The sequence below is a fragment of the Actinocrispum wychmicini genome, from assembly GCF_004345645.1.
Lineage (GTDB): Bacteria > Actinomycetota > Actinomycetes > Mycobacteriales > Pseudonocardiaceae > Kibdelosporangium > Kibdelosporangium wychmicini.
In genome coordinates this window covers 382,727-401,626 of the sequence record NZ_SLWS01000006.1, presented here as the reverse complement: position 1 = coordinate 401,626, position 18,900 = coordinate 382,727, and the positions used below count along the sequence as shown (strand labels likewise).

General features: G+C 66.5%; 19 protein-coding genes and 1 pseudogene. 10 read left to right on the top strand and 10 right to left on the bottom strand.

What is annotated here, in order from left to right; translation table 11 throughout:
- Window positions 1-17: 17 nt before the first annotated feature.
- Genes EV192_RS28090 through EV192_RS28080 form a run of 3 tightly spaced genes read left to right on the top strand, consistent with a single transcriptional unit; the run spans window position 18 to window position 2,119 of the window.
- Entirely contained in the window at window positions 18-770 is a 753-nt protein-coding gene (locus tag EV192_RS28090; protein ID WP_243727164.1) for a class I SAM-dependent methyltransferase, read from the top strand.
- Between the two features lie 9 nt (window positions 771-779).
- The gene (locus tag EV192_RS28085) at window positions 780-1,838 is read left to right on the top strand and encodes a threonine aldolase family protein (RefSeq protein WP_132120588.1); all 1,059 of its coding nucleotides are present in this window, start codon (window positions 780-782) and stop codon (window positions 1,836-1,838) included.
- 50 nt (window positions 1,839-1,888) lie between these two features.
- Complete coding sequence (locus tag EV192_RS28080; RefSeq protein ID WP_132120586.1) at window positions 1,889-2,119, top strand: helix-turn-helix domain-containing protein; 231 nt, start codon at window positions 1,889-1,891, stop codon at window positions 2,117-2,119.
- A gap of 322 nt (window positions 2,120-2,441) precedes the next feature.
- Here the strand turns inward: EV192_RS28080 and EV192_RS28075 are convergent, their stop codons facing one another.
- The 3 genes from EV192_RS28075 to EV192_RS28065 form a co-directional block, all read right to left on the bottom strand.
- A complete protein-coding gene (locus tag EV192_RS28075) occupies window positions 2,442-3,023 on the bottom strand; it encodes a PadR family transcriptional regulator (RefSeq protein WP_132120584.1) in 582 nt (193 codons plus the stop codon).
- Window positions 3,024-3,118: 95 nt separating this feature from the next.
- Window positions 3,119-4,279 carry a sensor histidine kinase gene (locus tag EV192_RS28070; protein ID WP_132120582.1) on the bottom strand — a complete coding sequence of 387 codons (1,161 nt, stop codon included), beginning with the start codon at window positions 4,277-4,279 and terminating at the stop codon, window positions 3,119-3,121.
- Window positions 4,276-4,932 (bottom strand): response regulator transcription factor, encoded by a 657-nt coding sequence (locus tag EV192_RS28065; RefSeq protein ID WP_207926266.1) that lies wholly within the window; start codon window positions 4,930-4,932, stop codon window positions 4,276-4,278. The genes EV192_RS28070 and EV192_RS28065 overlap by 4 nt, the downstream gene beginning before the upstream one ends.
- Window positions 4,933-5,020: 88 nt before the next feature.
- Between EV192_RS28065 and EV192_RS28060 the strand changes: the two genes are divergently transcribed.
- The 5 genes from EV192_RS28060 (at window position 5,021) to EV192_RS28040 (ending at window position 9,908) form a co-directional block, all read left to right on the top strand.
- Window positions 5,021-5,524, top strand: a complete 504-nt coding sequence (locus EV192_RS28060; RefSeq protein WP_132120578.1) for a hypothetical protein — start codon at window positions 5,021-5,023, stop codon at window positions 5,522-5,524.
- 32 nt (window positions 5,525-5,556) lie between these two features.
- Window positions 5,557-6,597: a peptidoglycan-binding domain-containing protein gene (locus EV192_RS28055; RefSeq protein ID WP_132120576.1), complete on the top strand. Its 1,041-nt coding sequence runs from the start codon at window positions 5,557-5,559 to the stop codon at window positions 6,595-6,597.
- Window positions 6,594-7,259, top strand: coding sequence for an ABC transporter ATP-binding protein (locus tag EV192_RS28050; protein WP_132120574.1), 666 nt, complete (start codon window positions 6,594-6,596; stop codon window positions 7,257-7,259). The genes EV192_RS28055 and EV192_RS28050 overlap by 4 nt, the downstream gene beginning before the upstream one ends.
- Complete coding sequence (locus EV192_RS28045; RefSeq protein WP_132120572.1) at window positions 7,252-8,454, top strand: ABC transporter permease; 1,203 nt, start codon at window positions 7,252-7,254, stop codon at window positions 8,452-8,454. The genes EV192_RS28050 and EV192_RS28045 overlap by 8 nt, the downstream gene beginning before the upstream one ends.
- A gap of 71 nt (window positions 8,455-8,525) precedes the next feature.
- On the top strand, window positions 8,526-9,908 hold the full coding sequence (locus EV192_RS28040; RefSeq protein ID WP_132120570.1) for a S28 family serine protease: 1,383 nt from the start codon (window positions 8,526-8,528) through the stop codon (window positions 9,906-9,908).
- Window positions 9,909-10,053: 145 nt separating this feature from the next.
- Here the strand turns inward: EV192_RS28040 and EV192_RS28035 are convergent, their stop codons facing one another.
- The 3 genes from EV192_RS28035 to EV192_RS28025 form a co-directional block, all read right to left on the bottom strand.
- A complete protein-coding gene (locus EV192_RS28035) occupies window positions 10,054-10,761 on the bottom strand; it encodes a peptidylprolyl isomerase (RefSeq protein ID WP_424923398.1) in 708 nt (235 codons plus the stop codon).
- A gap of 70 nt (window positions 10,762-10,831) precedes the next feature.
- Complete coding sequence (locus EV192_RS28030) at window positions 10,832-11,686, bottom strand: VOC family protein (RefSeq protein WP_132120568.1); 855 nt, start codon at window positions 11,684-11,686, stop codon at window positions 10,832-10,834.
- Window positions 11,679-12,197 carry an RNA polymerase sigma factor gene (locus EV192_RS28025; protein ID WP_132120566.1) on the bottom strand — a complete coding sequence of 173 codons (519 nt, stop codon included), beginning with the start codon at window positions 12,195-12,197 and terminating at the stop codon, window positions 11,679-11,681. The genes EV192_RS28030 and EV192_RS28025 overlap by 8 nt, the downstream gene beginning before the upstream one ends.
- A 71-nt stretch (window positions 12,198-12,268) precedes the next feature.
- Between EV192_RS28025 and EV192_RS28020 the strand changes: the two are divergent.
- Window positions 12,269-12,823, top strand: a pseudogene (locus EV192_RS28020) (dual-specificity RNA methyltransferase RlmN); the annotation flags it as partial.
- Between the two features lie 17 nt (window positions 12,824-12,840).
- Window positions 12,841-14,436: a recombinase family protein gene (locus EV192_RS28015; RefSeq protein ID WP_132120564.1), complete on the top strand. Its 1,596-nt coding sequence runs from the start codon at window positions 12,841-12,843 to the stop codon at window positions 14,434-14,436.
- Window positions 14,437-14,543: 107 nt separating this feature from the next.
- On the opposite strand, the gene EV192_RS28010 is transcribed toward EV192_RS28015, so the two are convergent.
- The 4 genes from EV192_RS28010 to EV192_RS54085 form a co-directional block, all read right to left on the bottom strand.
- On the bottom strand, window positions 14,544-14,942 hold the full coding sequence (locus EV192_RS28010; RefSeq protein WP_132120562.1) for a hypothetical protein: 399 nt from the start codon (window positions 14,940-14,942) through the stop codon (window positions 14,544-14,546).
- A gap of 704 nt (window positions 14,943-15,646) precedes the next feature.
- Window positions 15,647-15,877 carry a holin gene (locus EV192_RS54090; RefSeq protein ID WP_165960642.1) on the bottom strand — a complete coding sequence of 77 codons (231 nt, stop codon included), beginning with the start codon at window positions 15,875-15,877 and terminating at the stop codon, window positions 15,647-15,649.
- Window positions 15,878-15,920: 43 nt separating this feature from the next.
- A complete protein-coding gene (locus EV192_RS28000) occupies window positions 15,921-16,856 on the bottom strand; it encodes a peptidoglycan-binding protein (RefSeq protein WP_165960641.1) in 936 nt (311 codons plus the stop codon).
- A 1,171-nt stretch (window positions 16,857-18,027) separates the two neighbouring features.
- Window positions 18,028-18,888, bottom strand: a complete 861-nt coding sequence (locus tag EV192_RS54085) for a hypothetical protein (protein WP_165960640.1) — start codon at window positions 18,886-18,888, stop codon at window positions 18,028-18,030.
- Window positions 18,889-18,900 lie beyond the last annotated feature (12 nt).

The following is an 18,900-nucleotide window of genomic DNA, read 5'->3' as shown; positions in this document are numbered from 1 at the left end:
CCTGGTTGCCCGGCCTCGTGTCCCGTGCGCGGGCCGCTCTGCGTGCGCCGATACGTCCGGACGACGTGGTGCCGAGCCCGAACATCTGGCACTGGCCTGACCTGTACGAGGTGGAGAACCAGGCGCAGGACGTCGACGGGGAGATATGGCGTGTCCTGCGGGAACGCTGTGACTGGTCGGGTTTGGACGTGGTCGACGTGGGCTGCGGAGATGGGTTCCATTTGGCCCGGTTCGCCGAGTCCGCGCGCGCTGTCGTTGGGGTTGAGCCACATCAGCCACTGGTGCGGCGGGCGCGGCAGCGGATCGGTGAGACGTCGTCGGTTGATGTGCTGTCCGGTTCCGCTCAGCGGTTGCCGTTGCCGGACGCGAGTGTGGACGTGGTTCACGCGCGGACCGCGTACTTCTTCGGCCCTGGCTGCGAACCGGGGCTGCACGAGGCTGACCGGGTGCTGCGGCCCGGTGGTGTGCTCGCGATCGTCGACCTGGACGGGACGAGCGAGCCGTACGGTCCGTGGCTGCGCGCTGATCTGCCGCAGTACGAACCGGCGAAGATCGAAACGTTCTTCGCCGAGCAGGGTTTCGAGTCCCGCCCGGTGACCACGACGTGGCGGTTCGACTCCCGCGCGAACCTGGAAGCCGTGCTGCGCATCGAGTTCTCCGCGCCGGTCGCGCGCAGGGCGATCAGCCAGGTCCAGGGGGTGAGCTTCGCCGTCGGGTACCGGGTGCGCACCCGTCGTAAACCAAGTGGTCTAGTCCAAAGCGGTGGGTAGGGTCGGAGCATGGCCATCGATGACGCACCCCGTTCCACGTCCCTCGCGTTGACGCGACGGCACCGGCCGGCCGTAGTACTCGACCAGCTACGGGAACGGGTGCGCGAGGACGAGTCACGGGCCTGCGCGGTGCCCCGGCTGGAGCGACGGATCGCTGACCTGCTGGGCAAACCCGCCGCCGCGATGTTCCCGTCCGGGGCCATGGCCCAGCAGGTCGCCATGCGCATCCACGCCGACCGGCGCGGCATCCGCACGATCGCGTTCCACCCGCTGTGCCACCTGGAACAACACGAGCGAAAGGGATACGCGATCGTGCACGGCCTCACCGGCCTGCCAGTGTGCGACCGCTACTCGCTCATTCAGTTGACCGATCTGGAAGCGGTCGCGGAGCCGGTCGCCGCGCTGCTGCTGGAGTTACCGCAGCGGGACATCGGCGGCCGGCTGCCCGAATGGGAGGACCTGGTCGCGCAGGTCGACTGGACCCGCGAGCACCGCGTCGCGTCCCATCTGGACGGTGCCAGGCTGTGGGAGGCACAGCCGTACTACCGGCGATCGCACGCGGAGATCGCGGCCCTGTTCGACAGCGTGTACGTGTCCCTCTACAAAGGACTACTCGGGATCTCCGGCGCGTTGCTGGCCGGCGACACCGAGTTCGTCGAGCACGCCCGGATCTGGCGGGACCGGCTCGGCGGCAACACGTCGTCCGCCTGGCCGATGGCGCTGGCCGGCGAACGTGGGCTGGACGAGGTGTTGCCGCGGATGCCGGAGTTCTACCAACGGGCCAGGTCACTGGCGGCTGTGCTCGGCGGCATCCCCGGGGTGCGGGTCGTGCCCGAACCGCCGCAGACACCGCTGTTCCACGTGCACATGGCGGCTGACCCGGACCGGGTGCTCGACCACGCGACCCTGCTCGCCGAGAAGACCGGGATCCGGCTGTTCGGCCGGGTCGCGCCCGCGGCGCACCCGTTGAGCTGCAGCTTCGAGGTGTCGGTGAGCGAGCAGTTCGACGACATCGAGGACGCGGAGATCCGGGACCACGTGGGCGAACTGATGCTCGCGGCCGGTTGAGGATAGTGTGGAGCCGTCGGCGGCAGTGTGGACGGCAAGGGGTGTTGATCGTGACCGGACGTGGCGACTGGTACAAGTCGGCCCAGGCGGAGCACCCGCATGACACCGAGGATCTGGTGCGGCTGGTGCGGATCACCCGCCAGGAACGGGGATGGACCCAGGACCGGCTCGCGGCCGCGGCCGGGCTGCCGCCGCTCGCCGTCGCGCGGTTCGAGGCCGGGGAGACGGTGCCCGCCGAGCCGCTGGCGATGCGGTTCATCGAGGTGATGAACGAGTCCTAGGCGGGGCCCGGACCTCTGGCGTTCCGGCGCGGGGCAACTCCGCTTCCAGGCCACTCGCTTCCAAACCAGTCCGCTGCCACGCCGCGACGAGGGTCCCCGCCTGGGGGTCCCCTGAAATCAACGTTACGGCAGGGGACCGACAATTCCGCCGCAGCCGCCAACAGCGTTGACCGAGCAGCGTCGACCGAGCGACCAGGAACCCAGTGACCGGGGACCCAGCGACCAGGAACCGACCTGCCGCATCAGCGGGCTGGTCTGGTTCGCTGGCCCCGGGGTCGAGGCCGGCGACAGGGAGTGTCCCCGGGCCGGCCCGTTCGCCTGGTCACTCCGTGGAGCCGAGGATCGAGTAGATCACCCGGCGGGTTTCGTTGAGGGTTTCGATCGTGCGGGCCTTCTGGCCGGCGGTGGCCGCCTGGGCGACCTGCTGGACCGCGGAGGCCAGTTGGGTGATCGCGGTGCGCAGTTCGACGTCCTGCGGGTCGAACTGACCGGCGACCTGCTCCCACGGTGGGGTCTCCTGCTTGGCCGCCTCGGTCCGGCCCGCCTCGGTCAGCTCGAACGCGCGCCGGCTGCCCGTGCCCTCGCCGGTCGACGTGACCAGGCCTTCGTCGCTGAGCAGCTGCAGGTTCGGGTACACCGAGCCGGGGCTGGGCCGCCAGAGGCCGCCGCTGCGTTCGCCGATCTCCTGGATGATCTCGTAGCCGTGCATCGGGCGCTCGACCAGCAGGGCGAGGATCGCCGCCCGTACGTCGCCGCGTCGCCCGCGATGGCCAGGTCCGCCGCGCCCGCGGCCCATGCCGCGGCCACGGGGCCAGGCGTCCTCGAAGCCGCCGGGGAAGGGTCCGCGGCGCCCTCGGCGCTGCTCGGGGCCGAAGCGTCGCTGTTCAAAGATTCCGTAACTCATGGTGTTGCTCCTTCGAGTAGATCAGGTCGACCGTCGACCCGATGTGTCGACGATATATCGGAAAGCATCGCGATGCAACCTTCATGTATCGAGATCTATCCCGAAGGCAGTGTGACGGTCACCTCCAGACCCCCGTCGGGACGAGGAACGGCGGTGATGTCGCCACCGTGGGCCCGGCTCACCGCGCGGGCGATGGACAGGCCGAGGCCGAACCCGCGTTCGCCGGCCACCCGCTCCCGGTCCAGCCGGCGGAACGGCTGGAACAGGGTTTCGACCTCGTAGACCCGCACGACCGGGCCGGTGTTGCTGACGGTCAACGTGCCCAGGCCGGTGCGCACCGAGAGCCAGCCGGACGGACGGTTGTGCCGGATCGCGTTCTCCACCAGGTTCTGGGTCAGCCGTTCCAGCAGGACCGGGTCACCGACCACGGGCGACGGCCCGAGGGTGGCGGCGCGGACCTCCACACCGGCGTCCCGCGCGGGCCCGGCCAGCTGGTCGAGCACGTTCTCGGCGATGTCGGCGAGGTCGACCTCGCTGTGCTCGGTCAGCTCGTTCTCGCTGTCGGCCAGCGTGAGCAGGCCGTCGATCAGCCGCTCGTGCCGCGCGTTGACCTCCAGCAGCGACTCGCCGAGCCGTTTGGCGTCGGTGGACGTGTCCGGGCGGCTGATGGTGACCTCGATCAGGGCCCGTTTGACCGCGAGCGGCGTGCGCATCTCGTGGGACGCGTTGGCGATGAACCGGGTCTGGCCGTCGAACGAGTTGTCGAGCCGTTCGAGCATGGCGTTGAACGTGGTGGCCAACTCGGTCATCTCGTTGCGTTGGCCACCGAGATCGATGCGTTCGTGCAGGCCACGCCCGGAACCCGCGATCCGTTTCGCGGTCTCGGTGACCTGGTGGACGGGCCGCAGCGCGCGTCCGGCCAGCAGCCATCCGAGCGCCACGGCGACGGCGCCGACCCCCACCAACGCGACCGCACCCTGTACCAACAGCCCGTTCAGCACGTCGGAACGTTGCTGCTCCTGGGCGTCACGGATGACGTTGTACAGGGTGTCGACCTGCTCCTGGTTGCCGCCGAACGTGATCTTCAGCCTGGCCAGCATGGTCTGCAGTGCCTGGGGGTCCGGCATCTTCGGCATGCTGCGGTTCAGGATCTGCCAGACCAGCAGGTACGTCAGGGCCATCAGCACCGCGCCGGCCAGGAAGAACAGGCCGCCGTAGATCGCGGTGAGCCGGGCCCGGATGGTCCGGCCCCTCATCGGATGCGGTATCCGACGCCGGCGACCGTCTCCACGATCGGGGGGTCGCCGAGCTTGCGGCGCAGCTTCATCATGGTCACCCGCAGGACGTTGGTGAACGGGTCGATGTGCTCGTCCCAGACCTTCTCCAGCAGCTGCTCGGCCGACACTACCGCGCCCCCGGCCAGCACCAGCTCGGTCAACAGCGCGAACTCCTTGTTGGCCAACAGGATCCAGTGCCCGTCCCGGCTGACCTCCCGGCGCGCCGGATCGATCCGCAGCCCGGCACGCTCCAGCACGGGCGGTGCCGCGGGACGGGCCCTGCGCACCAGGGCGTGCACGCGCGCGGACAGTTCGGCGAACGCGAAGGGCTTGGACAGGTAGTCGTCCGCGCCGAGGCTCAGCCCCTGCACGCGATCCCGTACCGCGGACGCGGCCGTCAACATCAGCACACGCGTGGCCGCGCCGGACTCGACGACCGCACGGCACACATCGTCGCCGTGCACCACAGGGATGTCCCTGTCGAGCACCAACACGTCATAGTCGTTGACGGCCAAGCGTTCCAACGCGGCGTCACCGTCCAGTACGACATCGACCGCGAACGTCTCCCGGCGGAGCCATTCGGCGATCGCGTCCGCCATGATCGGCTCGTCTTCGACCACAAGTACACGCACGGTGTCCATCATCGACGACCTGGCCATAACCCGCGCGTAAACGCCTGAGGTTATGCCCGGGTTATCGGCCGGCTGGTCGACTGCCGCCATGCGAATCCTCCTAGCTCTAGGCGCAGTCCTCGTGTTGGTCACCGCGTGCGGCTCGGACAAACCGGCGGACGGTGTCGCGTCGGCCGGCGGCGCGTCGGTGGCGAGCACGTCGGCAAGCGCGTCCCAGTCCGGCGACGGCAGGCAGTATGCGCAGTGCATGCGTGACCACGGCGTGGACATCCCCGACCCCGACCCGAACGGCCAGATGGGCGACCTCGCCAAGATCGACCGGGACAGCCAGGCGTTCAAGACGGCCGCCGAGGCGTGCCAGAAGTTCCTGCCGTACGGCGGCGACTTGTCCAAAATAGACTCGAAGATGCTGGACCAGTTGCGCGGGTTCACCCAGTGCCTGCGCGACCACGGTATGGACGTGCCGGACCCGGACCCGAACAGCCCGTCGCTCGGCCTTGACCAGATGAAGAACATCGACCGCGACAACCCGGCGGTCCAGAAGGCGTTCAAGGCGTGCAAGGACAAGATCCCGGGACGGCCCGGACAGTGACATCCAAACGAGCGACCTCACGACAAGCACGGTTGGCGATCGGAGTCGCCGCGGCGGTCGTCGTGGTGGGCGCCGGGGGTGTGGCGGCGTTCGGTCTCGGCGGGAGCGAGCCGGCGCCGCCACCGGCCGCCGGTCTGCCGCCGGGCACCGCGAAAGTCACGCAGACCACGCTCACCAGCACCGAGAAAGTGTCCGGGACCTTGGGGTACGGCACATCCACCCCGGTACTGCGGTCCGGTTCGGGCACGGTGACGTGGCTGCCTGCGGCCGGTGACATAGTGACCCGCGGCAAGACCATGTACTCGGTGGACGATCACCCGGTGCCGACGCTGTACGGGTCGGTTCCGCCGTACCGCGCGTTGAAGTCGGGCACCACGGGCAACGACGTCCGGGAACTCGAGGAGAACCTGAAGGCGTTGGGCTACACCGGTTTCACCGTCGACGACGACTTCACCTCGTCGACGGCGACCGCAGTGCGGAAGTGGCAGAAGGACCTCGGCCGGGACGAGACCGGTGTCGTCCAGCCGGCCGACGTCGCCGTCGTGCCGGGTGACGCGCGTGTCGTGGAGCTGAAGGCGCAGGTCGGCGGCCCGGCGAACGGGCAGGTGCTCACGTACACGGGCACCACCCGGACGGTCACCGTGGACCTGGACGTGGCGAAGCAGCACCTGGTCAGCCAGGGTGTCACGGCGACCGTCACCCTTCCGGACGGCAAGAACGTGGCTGGCACGGTGACGTCGGTCGGCAGTGTCGCCACAGCGAAGCCCGCGCAACAGGGGCAGTCGCCGACGTCGACCATCCAGGTCGTCGTCGCGCTCGCCGACCAGGCCGCCGCGGGCAAGCTGGACGCGGCGCCCGTGGACATAACTTTGGTGTCCGACAAGCGGGAGAACGTGTTCGCGGTGCCCGTCGGTGCCCTGGTCGCGCTCGCCGAGGGCGGGTACGGAGTGCAGGTTGTCGACGGGTCGGGCACACATTACGTCCAGGTCAAGACCGGGATGTTCGCGAACGGCCAGGTCGAGATCAGCGGGACGGGCGTCAGCGTGGGGATCGTCGTGGGGGTGCCGCGGTGAACCCAGTCGTGGAGCTGCGTGGCGTGAGCCGTGAATACTCTGGTGGGGTATCTGCACTGCAAGGTGTGACGCTGGGCATCGGGCGCGGCGAATTGGTCGGGATCGTCGGGCCGTCCGGGTCGGGGAAGTCGACCATGCTGAACATGATCGGCACCCTGGACCGGCCGACCACCGGGTCGGTCCACGTCGACGGATACGACGTGCATTCGTTGTCCGACAAGGAACTGTCCGCGTTGCGGGCCCGTGCGCTCGGGTTCGTGTTCCAACAGTTCCACCTCGCCGCCGGTGTGTCCGCAGTGGACAATGTGGCCGACGGGCTGCTGTACGCCGGAGTCGCCCTGCGGGAACGGCGTCGGCGGGCGAAGGCGGCGTTGGCCCGGGTCGGCCTGGAGCACCGGCTGGAGCACCGGCCGCACGAGATGTCCGGCGGTGAACGGCAGCGGGTCGCCATCGCACGGGCCGTGGTGGGGGAGCCGCCGTTGCTGCTGGCCGACGAGCCGACCGGCAACCTCGACACCCGGTCGGGCACCGGGGTGATCGCGTTGCTGCGTGAACTGCACGCGGCCGGGACGACGGTCGTGATCATCACGCACGACAGGGACATCGCTGCGGACCTGCCACGGCAGGTGCACATGCGGGACGGGCGGATCACCCATGGCTGAGCGGCTGCGTCCGTCCCGGCTGAGCGCCCGGGACGTCCTGCGTGTCGGCGTGGCGGGCCTGCGGGCCCGGCCGTTGCGCGTGTTCCTGTCGGCACTGGGCATCGCCATCGGGATCGCCGCGATGATCGCTGTGGTCGGGATCTCCACGTCCAGCCGGGCCGACCTGGACCGCCAACTGGCCGCGCTGGGCACGAACCTGCTGACCGTCGGCCCAGGACAGAGCCTGTTCGGCCAGCCCACCCACCTGCCGGACGAGGCCATCGGCATGATCGGCCGGATCGGCCCGGTCACGTCCACCACGGCGACCGGGAAGGTGATGAACGCCAAGGTGTACCGCAACGATCGCGTCCCGACCGGCCAGTCCGGCGGGATCGCCGTCCTCGCGTCCCGCACGGACCTGCCGGGCACGGTCGGCGCGACCGTCGCCAGCGGCGCGTTCCTGAACGCGGCCAATGACCGCTATCCAGCCGTCGTACTGGGCCGCACGACCGCGGACCGGCTCGGCGTCGGGGCCGCCGGCCCTGAGCAGCGGATCTACCTCGGCGGCCAGTGGTTCACGGTCGTCGGCGTGCTGAACCCCGTGCCGCTCGCGCCCGAGCTGGACACGGCCGCCCTGGTCGGCTGGCCGTTGGCCGAACAGCAGCTCGGCTTCGACGGGTACGCCACAACGGTTTACACGCGCGCCCGCGAGGACTCCGTGTCGGCCGTGCAGTCCGTGCTCGCGGCGACCGCGAACCCGGAGAACCCCAACGAGGTCTCGGTGTCGCGGCCGTCGGACGCCCTCGCGGCCAAGCAGGCGACCGACCAGACCCTCAACGGCCTGCTGCTGGGACTGGGCGCGGTGGCGTTGCTCGTCGGCGGCGTCGGCGTGGCCAACACCATGGTCATCTCGGTGCTCGAACGACGGGCCGAGATCGGCCTGCGGCGATCCCTCGGCGCCACCCGCGGCCAGGTCCGCGCGCAGTTCCTGGCCGAGTCGCTGCTGCTGTCCGCGTTGGGCGGGCTCGGCGGGGTGCTGCTCGGGGTCGTGGTGACGATGTCCTATGCGGCGTACCAGGACTGGCCCTCGGTCGTGCCCGCCTGGGCGTCCGGTGGCGGCGTGCTGGCGACTTCGGTGATCGGTGTGATCGCCGGCCTGTACCCGGCGATCCGGGCCAGTCGGCTCGCGCCCACGGAAGCGCTCGCAACGCCATGAAACTTCCGTAGCTACCGGGCGGCACGGGAGTGCGCCAGACTCGCATGTCTCGCAGCGGGAGGAGAGTCGGCGTGTTCCATCGAATCAGGCAAGCCCTGGTCGCGGGCTTGGCGTTGGTGTTGACGGTCGGGCTGGGCGCGGTGCCCGCCCAGGCGGAGGGCGACATTCTCGCCCAACTCAAGCAGGTGCCCGGCCTGACCGTGATCTCCGAGTCGCCGACACCGCCCGCCGGCTACCGGTTCTTCGTCCTCAGCTTCACCCAGCCCGTCGACCACAGACACCCGAACGGCCCCACCTTCCAGCAGCGGTTCCAACTGCTGCACAAGTCGGTCGACCGGCCGATGGTCCTGCACACCAGCGGGTACAACGTGTCGACGGCGCCGTTCCGGTCCGAGCCCACGCGGTTGATCGACGGCAACCAGATCTCCACCGAACAGCGGTTCTTCCTGCCGTCCCGGCCGGACCCGGCGAACTGGCACGACCTGGACATCTGGCAGGCCGCCACCGACCACCACACGCTGATCCAGGCGATGCGGAAGATCTACCACGGCAAGTGGATCTCCACCGGCGCCAGCAAGGGCGGCATGGCCACGGTCTACCACCGCCGGTTCTACCCGCGTGACATCGACGGCTCGGTCGCGTACGTCGCCCCCAACGATGTGATCAACAACGAAGACAGCGCGTACGACCGGTTCTTCGCATCGGTCGGCGACGCCTCCTGCCGACAGGCGCTGGAAGACGTGCAGGCCGAGGCGTTGCGTCGGCGGTCGGAACTGGTACCGATGTACGCCGCATGGGCCGCGGCCAACGGACGGACGTTCACCCAGGTCCTCGGCAACGTCGACAAGGCCTTCGAAATGACCGTCCTGGACACCGAATGGGCGTTCTGGCAGTACTCCCACCAGTCCGACTGCCCGACCGTGCCCGCGAAGACCGCGTCCACCCAGGCGATCTACGACTTCATCAACCAGATCGACGACTGGTCCTTTTACACCGACCAGGGCGTCCTGCCGTTCGAGCCGTACTACTACCAGGCCGCCACCCAACTGGGCTGGCCGTCCCCCCGCTTCGACTACTTGCGCGGCCTCACCCACTACCCGCCACGGCAGTTCTACGCGGCCAACTCCAACCTGCCGCCCGACCTACGCTCCCGGCACAACCCGTTCCCCATGCTGGACGTGGACTTCTGGGTCCGCACCCAGTCCAGCCAGATGCTGTTCGTCTACGGCTCCGACGACCCGTGGGGCGCCGAACCGTTCTTCCCCAGCCACCACGACTCCTACAAGTACATCGCCCCAGGAGCCAACCACGGCGCGAACATCGCCGCCCTGGTCCCGGCGGAACGTGACGCGGCGACGAAGGCCGTGCAACGCTGGGCGAACGTGACCGCCCCGGCCCAGACGTTCTCGGTCAGCCCACTCGACCAGGAACCCACCGTCCGCCGTCCTTTGTAAACGGCTCGCCCCCACCCTCACCGGGGGGACGGCCCCAGGCCAGTCTATCGGTGATGTGGGTGGGGACTGGGATCTGTGGGGGTGAATCCCGTGCGAGTGGGCCCTTCGCACGGGATTCACTCGTTGGGCGGACCTTGTGAACCCGTTACCAGCAGAAAGCGGTGACCCGGCGGATGTCGACGGGGAGTGCGGGCTTTCCGTCGGTGGTGTCCGGTGGGGCCACGCCGCCGGCCGCCACCTTGTCCAGTGTGGACAGTCCGGTGTCGCCGACCGTGCCGAAGATCGTGTAGTTGGGACGCAGTGCGGAGTTCGAGTACACCAGGAAGAACTGGCTTCCGTTGGTGGCCGGGCCGGCGTTGGCCATCGCCAGCACGCCGCGCGCGTACACCTTCCGCTCGCCGGTCGGGTCGGTCGGCGCCGGGGGCAGGCCGACGGGCAGCTCGTCCTTGTACTTGTAGCCCGGTCCGCCTTCACCCGTGCCGCTCGGGTCGCCGCACTGCAGGACCTTGAGCGTGGGGTAGGTGGTCAGGCGGTGGCAGATGGTCTTGTTGTAGAACCCGTGCTCGGCCAGGTGGATGAAGCTCTGCACAGTGCAGGGCGCCTTGGCCCGGTCGAGGGTCAGCGGGATCCGGCCCTGGTTGGTGCGGACGTCCACGCGCACCGTGCCCCGGTCCGGGGTGTGGCGTGGGTCCGGCGGCAGCGGCACGGGACGTACCGCGGGGTCATCCGGTGTCGCGGTGTACTTGCAGGGGCCGTGGGTGGTCTTCGGCGGTGTGTCGGCCATGGCGGTGCCACCGACCAGCACCGTCCCCGCCGCCACACCCGTCACCACGGCCAACCGAACCAGTCTCAGCACGTCTTGCCCTCCTGGTAGGTGAATGACCGGCTCACACAACACCGTGGGCGAGCCGGCCGCAACCTACTCAGGTCTGTTGCCACAGCCAGAACTCGAAGCCCTGGTTGTCGACGCAGTCCACGGTCCTACCGTACGGGTGGTCCTCGGGCGCGCCGACCTGGCCGCCGTGGGTGCGCACCGACGCCATCGCCTCGGGCAGGTCGTCGACGGCGAACATCACCTTCCAGCCCTGCTGACCGCCCGTGCCGGACACGCCACCCATCAGGCCGCTGCCCTGGACGTGCCAGTTGCCCTCGAGCCGGCCGGGCGTGAACTCCCAGCCCAGCACGGCGCCGTAGAACTCCTTGGCGGCGTCCGGGTCCGGCACGTTGAACGTGTAGTACCCGACCTCGCCGTGCTTGGCCGGCGGCTCCGCCCGGGGCGGAGCCTGCGCGACGAGCCAGCGGTTGCCGTACGGGTCGCGGATCGTGCCGCCGTGGTTGTACTGCGTGCGGGCGACCGGGCTGATCAGGTCGGCGCCCCGCGCCACGGCCCGGTCCACGACCGCCTGGGCGTCCTGGACCTCGATCCGGATCGAGCCGCCCGGGACGTGCCTGATCTCGGGGTACTCGTCGGCGAGCATCAGGACCGAGTCGCCGATGGCCAGCTCGGCGTGCCCGATGCGGCCGTCGGCCATCACGATCGGGTCCGACCGTCGGACGGCGCCGAACACGTCGACGTAGAAGTCGAGGGCGGCGCGTGCGTCGGTCACCGCCAGGTACGGCGTCATCGTGTGCAACCGCAGTTCGGCGGCAGTGATGGTGGTCATGTCCTCTCCCGTCAGGATCGCGCGACGCAGCTTGTCGCGCAGTTCGGCCGCGAACCGCGGGTCCGGTGTGACCGGCTCTACCGGCCGGCGGAGGGCGTCGAGTGGATCAGTCATCACTGCCCTCCTTCGCGGGGTACGCCTTGCGGAACGCCGTTCGGGCGCGGACCAGCAACGCCTCGGTGGCGTGCACGGTCCGGCCCAGGTGTCGCGCGACGTCGGACACCCTCAGTCCGTCGACGTAGCGCAAGGTCAACGCCGCCCGATGGTGGGCGCCCAGCTTGTCCAGCACCTGCCGGGCGACCAACGCGTCGACCTCCTCGTTCCACGGGTCGCTCGACTCCGGCTCGTGGATCAGCCGCAGCCCACGCTCTTCGCGTTCCAGGCGGCGCCAGTGGTCGGCGAGCTTGTGCCGCGCGACACCGATCAGCCAGGGCACGCTCACGTTCGCGCCGTCCGGGCGGCGGCACGCGCTGACCGCGCCGAGGAACGTTTCCGAGGTCAGCTCCTCGGCGAGCTCACGGCTCCCGCACCGGGCCACCAGGTACCCGTAGACCTCGGGCAACGCCTCCTCGTACAGGCCGAGGAGGTCGAAGGCGGGGTCCGAGCGGGCCCGTGGTTCCGTCATGTCCTTACCGTCGTTCGGGCGGCGCGTTCTCCGACGGGTGAACTTTCCAGACGTGGGACACTAGGCAGGTTATGACTTCGCTTCCGCTCGTGTTCGACGCACCCAAGCGCGGCCTGCCGCCGCGCCACCTCGCTGACCTGTCCGTCGCCGAGCGCCGGGCGGCTGTCGCGGAACTCGGTGAGAAACCGTTCCGCGCCAACCAGCTGTCCAACCACTACTTCACCAGGCTCACGGCCGACCCGGCCGCGATGACGGACATCCCGGCGGAGACTCGCGACCGCCTCGCGGCCTCGCTGCTGCCGCCCCTGCTGCAGGTCGTCCGGCACGTCCAGTGTGACGACGGAACGACCCGCAAGACCCTCTGGCGTGCCCACGACGGGACCCTGGTCGAAAGTGTCCTGATGCGCTACCCGGACCGGACCACGCTGTGCGTGTCCAGCCAGGCGGGCTGCGGCATGGCCTGCCCGTTCTGTGCGACCGGCCAGGGCGGGCTGCGGCGGAACATGTCCACGGCGGAGATCGTGGACCAGGTCCGGCTCGCCGCTGCGGCGATGCGGGACGGCGAACTGTCCGGCGGCCCCGGGCGGCTGTCGAACATCGTGTTCATGGGTATGGGCGAACCACTTCCGGTAGACTTACAACTATGAGCGAACTGGGGTTACGTGCGATCGTCGGGTCGCGTGTGTCAGTCAAGCGGGAGAACCGACGCCACAAGTCCTCTGCCAAGGTGTCGCACTTGGCGCAGAAGGAAATCGGTTACCAGAAGGCCACATCCCTGGGTGCGACGGTCGTCGACACGTTTGAAGACCTGGATGTCTCGGCGCAGGTCAGCCCGTTCGACAGGCCGGACCTCAAAGACTGGCTGAACATGGAGGAGCGCGGCCACGAATGGGACATGATTGTCTGGTCGAACCTGGATAGGGGGTTTCGCGACCCCCGTGACGCCATTGCCCTTGCCGATTGGTGCGCGAAGAACCAGAAGATAATGGTTTTGGCGGAGCAGGGGATCGTTCTGGACTATCGGCCCGACGCTGATCCTATGGCGCGCATGCTCGCCGAGATGTTCTTGCTGATCGGGAGCATGTTCGCGAAATGGGAGCTAACCCAACACAAGACACGTGCTTTGAATGCGCATTCAATCCTGCGGGAAATGGATCGTTGGCCAGGTGGCCCAGCGCCTGAAGGCTTCAAAATAGTCGCTCATCCGTCGGGTAAAGGCAAGGCGATCACGACCGATGTGGACCGGAAGCGGATGATTTTTCTTGCGGCTTGCCGGCTGTTGGGGGCTGATGATGTCGACCTGACAGCATGGACAATCGGGCCGAGTAATGAGGCTAAGAAAGATAGCTTCAACGGTATTACCGTCTGGTTGACTGGTCAGCGGTATGTCACCAATGTGGATCGGCACAGGAACCCTGACGACCGGAGGGGGACAGAGTGGAATGTAAGTGATACTATCAAATTTCTTACGTCCCCGGCAACTCAGGGCATTAAGATGAGTGGCGAGCAGCCGGTCATTGGGTCTAACGGTATGCCGTTGCAGATTGCTGAACCAACTTTCGACGATCACACTTGGGTAAGGATTCAGGAGGCGGTCGCGGAAAGGCGCCGAGGGGAACCGAACCGTATACATGGCGCGAATCCTCTTCTAGGTGTTAGCTACTGCGGGAAGTGTGGTTCTAGTGCAACGCATTTTGTCACTACGAGGACGCGGAAGCGGGACGGTGTGGAGAATGTGTATCGTTACTATCGGTGCGCGCGCCGCCCACGCCCATGTCCGTTGGTCGGAATGAAGTCGGAGGACGTTGAATCGATCTTGGAACAAGAGTTCCTGACCCTCTGTGGCGATCTTCCAGTTCTGCAAAGAACATTTGTGCCGGGCGAGGATCACACTGAGGAGTTGAACAAAGTTAAGGCTAGTATTGCTCGACTTGAGCGCGAGAGTGACCTGGGATTCATTAGAACCGAGGAGGACGAGAAGCGTTACTTTGAGCGAATGCAGTCGCTTGTAAACTCGAAGGCTTCCCTTGGAGCATTGCCACAACGAGCGGCGGGATGGGAGTACTGTCTGACCGGGGAAACGTACGCCCAAGCCTGGCGCGAGACGAGTGAGGATATTGTGGCCCGGCGGAAACTCCTCGTCGATGCTGGAGTCCGGTTCGTCATCCACGACAAAGATGTTTGGGAAGTTCAAGTTCCCGAAGATGTCAAAGAACGACTGGCCAAGGCGGCGCAATAGTTTCGGTGCCATTGAGGCGTTGCATGCCAACGGCCCGAACGTACAAAAGCACCTCACTGGAGGGTTCGATGAGGGGCTCGTGGTGTTCGGGCAGTCAATATCACAGACTACGTTTGAGCGCTGCCCTTCTTACTGGCGGCCCGATTTCCTAGCATCTTACCGACGCCGTATGCACCTGCGGTCAGACCTGCGCCTGCTCCGAACACGGTCAGCCCGGGAACAACGTTCCCCGTGTCGGCGTAATGCCATGCGACAATAGCCAGAACCAGGACGTTGATTAGGCCAATGGCGAGCGCGGCAAGCTGAGTCACCCAGACTCGAACGTCCATCCGCTGTTCATGCTCAGCGCGCTTTTGGTCCATCGCCCATTGATGCTCAGCATGACGCTTCGCGAGCGCCATTACTTGTTCCGCAATCTCTGGAGCAACCGAGTACCACTCCGCAGCCTTATCCCATGGAGTGAGGTCCTCCCAGGAGGTGTTCTTGCGTTGTTTGGGCGCTGTCATGACACACCTGCCGGAAGGGGGTTAGACTCGCCCGACCTGCGGCCTATCGGTTCGGGCGGCGGGCCTAGGTAGTTGAGGATTGTGTTGACGTCTGTGGTTGCATTGTCAATCGACTCCCCCGGATGTGATTCAACAATGGCCCGCGAATACTGGGCACGTTCACCGAGCAGTAAGCGGCGAAGCCATTTAAGTTTCACAACACGGTGAGCTACTTTATCTGGAGGGGGTGTTGCTGCATGCGAGGGAGTTTGCCTCGCAACAGACAAAGCAAAGGCCATCAGTGCGCTCTTGTCGCGAAACCAAACGGTCGCTGAATCGTCCCCTCGACTTCCAATAAAGAAGTCGTAATTATTGCCTTGAAAGTCAACGTGTAGCTGCTCAGCGCCGGGGCGAGTTACGCTCTCTAGCATTTTTCGTACGATTCGATAATGCTCGGCGTCAGACATATTCGCCAGGACCTGACTCAGTAGCGCCGCCAACCGCTCATCGTGGGCGCGCGGAACATAAGGTCCGGTATCGTTCCTCGCCTGACCGCGATCGCTCTCATCTTGATCGTCTGCCACTATGCATCTCCGCGACACTCATGATCGCTTTTCACTTCTGCGCATAGTACACCTGAGGCGGGTTGCTTTCGGTCTAGTTCTTGAAAATACGAAATGCCCTCACCGGAGGCGATCCGGTGAGGGGCTTGGTGGTGTTCAGGGTCAGTCGCGCCGGGCGCTGAGGAACGCGGCGGTGTCGGAGTCACCGACACCCTTAGCGGCCAGGCCCTTAAGCGCGGACACCAGAGCGGCGCCGATGCCGACGCCGAGCGCCATCTTGTAGTCGACGTTCCAGACGTTGACGGCGTCGCCTCCGAGGACGGTCAGGACGCCTCCGGCGAACGAGCTAAGCGCGCGTTCGGCGAGGTCCTTGAGGTAGGCAGCAGAGAACAAGCTGGGTATTCCTTTCGATAAGATGGGGTTGTGGCCGCCTCGGTCAGAACCCGACGCGGGCCCAGGTGTGGGGGCCGACGATGCCGTCGACAGTGAGGCCGGCGCGGCGTTGGAACTCCCGGACAACCTGCTCGGTGGCGGGTCCGAAGTCTCCGTCCGCGACGAGGTGGGAGTAGGCCGGGTAGCTGGTGTTAAGCCGGGTTTGCAGTTCGCGGACAGCTGGTCCGGTGCTGCCCTTGCGGAGCGTCGGGCGCGTAGGCGCAGGATCGCTGCCAGGATCAGTACCGGGATGGCCAAGGCCGGAGTCGATACGAGCCCAAGTAGCAGGGCCGACGATTCCGTCCGCGGTGAGTCCCTGGTTGTGTTGGTAGGTGCGGACGGCGGCGTCAGTGGCTGGTCCGAAGATGCCGTCGGCGGCGATGCCGAGGTAGCGCTGGACGAGTGCGACGTCGGCCCCGGTGGAGCCTCGGGAGAGGGTCCGGTGGTGTCCGGGGCCGGGGGGCTGAGGGGTGGGGCCATCACCGCCTCCCCGGATACGGGCCGCGACCGTGGCGACTCGACCAGGGTCGGTGTTGATCTCCATGTGCATCTCGTCGACCCGGCCGGTGTAGTCGCCGCCCCAGCGGACCGTGTTGTCGACTTCGGCGAGGATGCGGTGGATCTCGGCGACCTGGGCGCCGGAGAACGTACCGCGCTGGCCCAGGGGATGCCGGGGCGCGGATAAATCGATCGCCGTGCCGGAACTGTGGTTGGACAGGGAGTTGCCGCCGGAGATGGGCCGGTAGTTGTAGCCCCAGCAGCCCGGCGTGATCAGCTGTTCGACCCGGTTGTGGAACTGCTCGGCGACGTAGCCGAGCACCGTTGCCACGTCTCCGGACTTGACGCCTCCAGGGAACGGGATACCGGCGACGCTGAACGCGGCGATGTCGATGGAGCTGGGGTTGGGTGATGCGGGCCATCCGTTTTGGCTTGTGGCCAAGGGTTTCTCCAGATTATTAGAGCAGCACAAAGCTGCGTGGTCTCGTTTTGTCACCAGTTGGACGACTAGAGCGGTGGCAAATGGAGAGATGTGGAACATGTGGACTGAGATCCGGAGCGACGATCTATCAGGCCACAAAAGGAGACGGAATCGCTGGCTAGGTTTATGGCCGCCAGCCTCGCCAGATCAGCGCAAGAGCTGATAAGACCGCATCTCATCTGCTCAGCACAGTCGTTACCCGGAAGGGGTAGCGGCCACACTTGCATCGTCGCCTATAATATCCTCTTGACCACACATGTATGCGACGGGGACGTCATGAGCAATGCTTCGAACGGCGATAGCAACGATGGGGCAGCTCCAGAGATCCACAATCGCATTGCCAGCGGCCGGGTCGAACAGGTTATTCAAGCCGGAACTATCTACGGTGGCGTGAACTACCATGGTCGGCGAGTCTCCAAGCCGTGGCCATTTCGCAGAAAGCTGCTAATCATCAGCGCAGTGGCGGCTCTCGTTATAGGGCTAGGAGTCGCCATAGTCGCGTGGACGTCAAATCCGCTCTCTCCGCTGATCGGCAACTGGGAACGGACAGATCTCGGAAGCGGTCATTGGGGAGATCTAAAGGTATATCCGAATGGTACGACAGAAACAAATATATACCAGGACGGAAAGTGGAAGAAGTGTGCCGGCCAAGTCCATCCTGCTGAAAGCAAGGCATTCCGTTTCGATGCAAACTGCAACACGTATACTTACGCTTTGATGCTGCGCCTTCCGTCCGACGGCATACTAACGTTCGACTTCGGGGACTACTCGGATATTCACACGGAATGGCGCAAGCTCGGACCTGGCGATACACCACCGGCTGGCCCCGCACCTCCTGAGCTATCCACATCGACGCCGCCGCCCGATCGGACCTGTCGTGTGATAGTTGCGGCCGACGTCCTGGTGGTCAGAACGGAGCCGAGCGCTCAATCGGAGAGAATCGGCTCGCTCCGGCGTGACGCTGAGATTCCTGCGGAGAAGGACGTGGTAAACGGTTACCGCAGGTTGAGCGAAGGACACTGGGTTCAAGAAGCATACGTAAGGCCGCTCCTAGGAGCGGATTGCTGAGACCATAGCGCTCACGTAGCACGATGACGGTTGTACCGTTATCATCGCCTGGTGTGTTATTCACCTAGGCGACGGCGAACCAGAACTGTTGGTTCGCGCGGCTCCAGGACGCGTCCGAGGTGTTGATCGTGTTGGGGATCGGTGCGGCTTGGCCGCTTTTGAACACCGAGTAGGCGTTGGTCTCACTGATCAGCAGTTGTGCGCCGCTGCTGGTGGCGGTGGATGAGAACTTCGGGCTGGGGCTGAACCCGGTGCACAGGATCGCGATGGCGATGTAGTCGCCTTCGCTGATCGCGAGGTTGATCGCCTGGTGCTTCATGCCAGCCGCAGTGACAAACCCGGCGCCGTTGATGGCGGCGCGTTCGGTGAGGCCGGTGAGCGTGGTGCCGGTGTAGAGCTTGAGGTCGAAGGTTCCGGTCCCGCCTGCTGCTGTGGGGACGCAGAACCTGAGGTCGGTGGCGGTGAAGGTTTTGGGTGAGCGGGTGGCTTGGACGGTGAGGGTGCCGTTGCTGATGGGTTCGGCCCACCAGCAGTCGCCGCGAGGGCGGGAGTTGATGACGTCGCCGTAGAGGGCGGTGTCGGATGCCGTGGTGGGCTTAGCGAATGCTGCGACCTGGGTCTTCAGGGCGGTGATCTCGGCGTAGGCGGGGTTGCTGCTGCCGCGGCTGCCGAGGTTGGTCTCTACCGTGCCGAGTCGGGTGTTGAGGGCGGCGTTGCCGGAGGTGGTGTCCGTGGTCCGGATGTCCAGGGTGGTGGCTTTGGTTTCCACTGTGGCCAGTCGGTTGCTCAAGGCGGCGTTGCCGGTGGTGCTGTTGGTGGTGGCGGCTTCCACGGTTCTGGTACGGGTGTCGAGGTCGCGGACGTTGGCGGTGACCTTGTTGTATTCCAGCGAGGAGGCGGGTTGGCTGAACACCGCGTCGGTCATGGGCACGTTGAC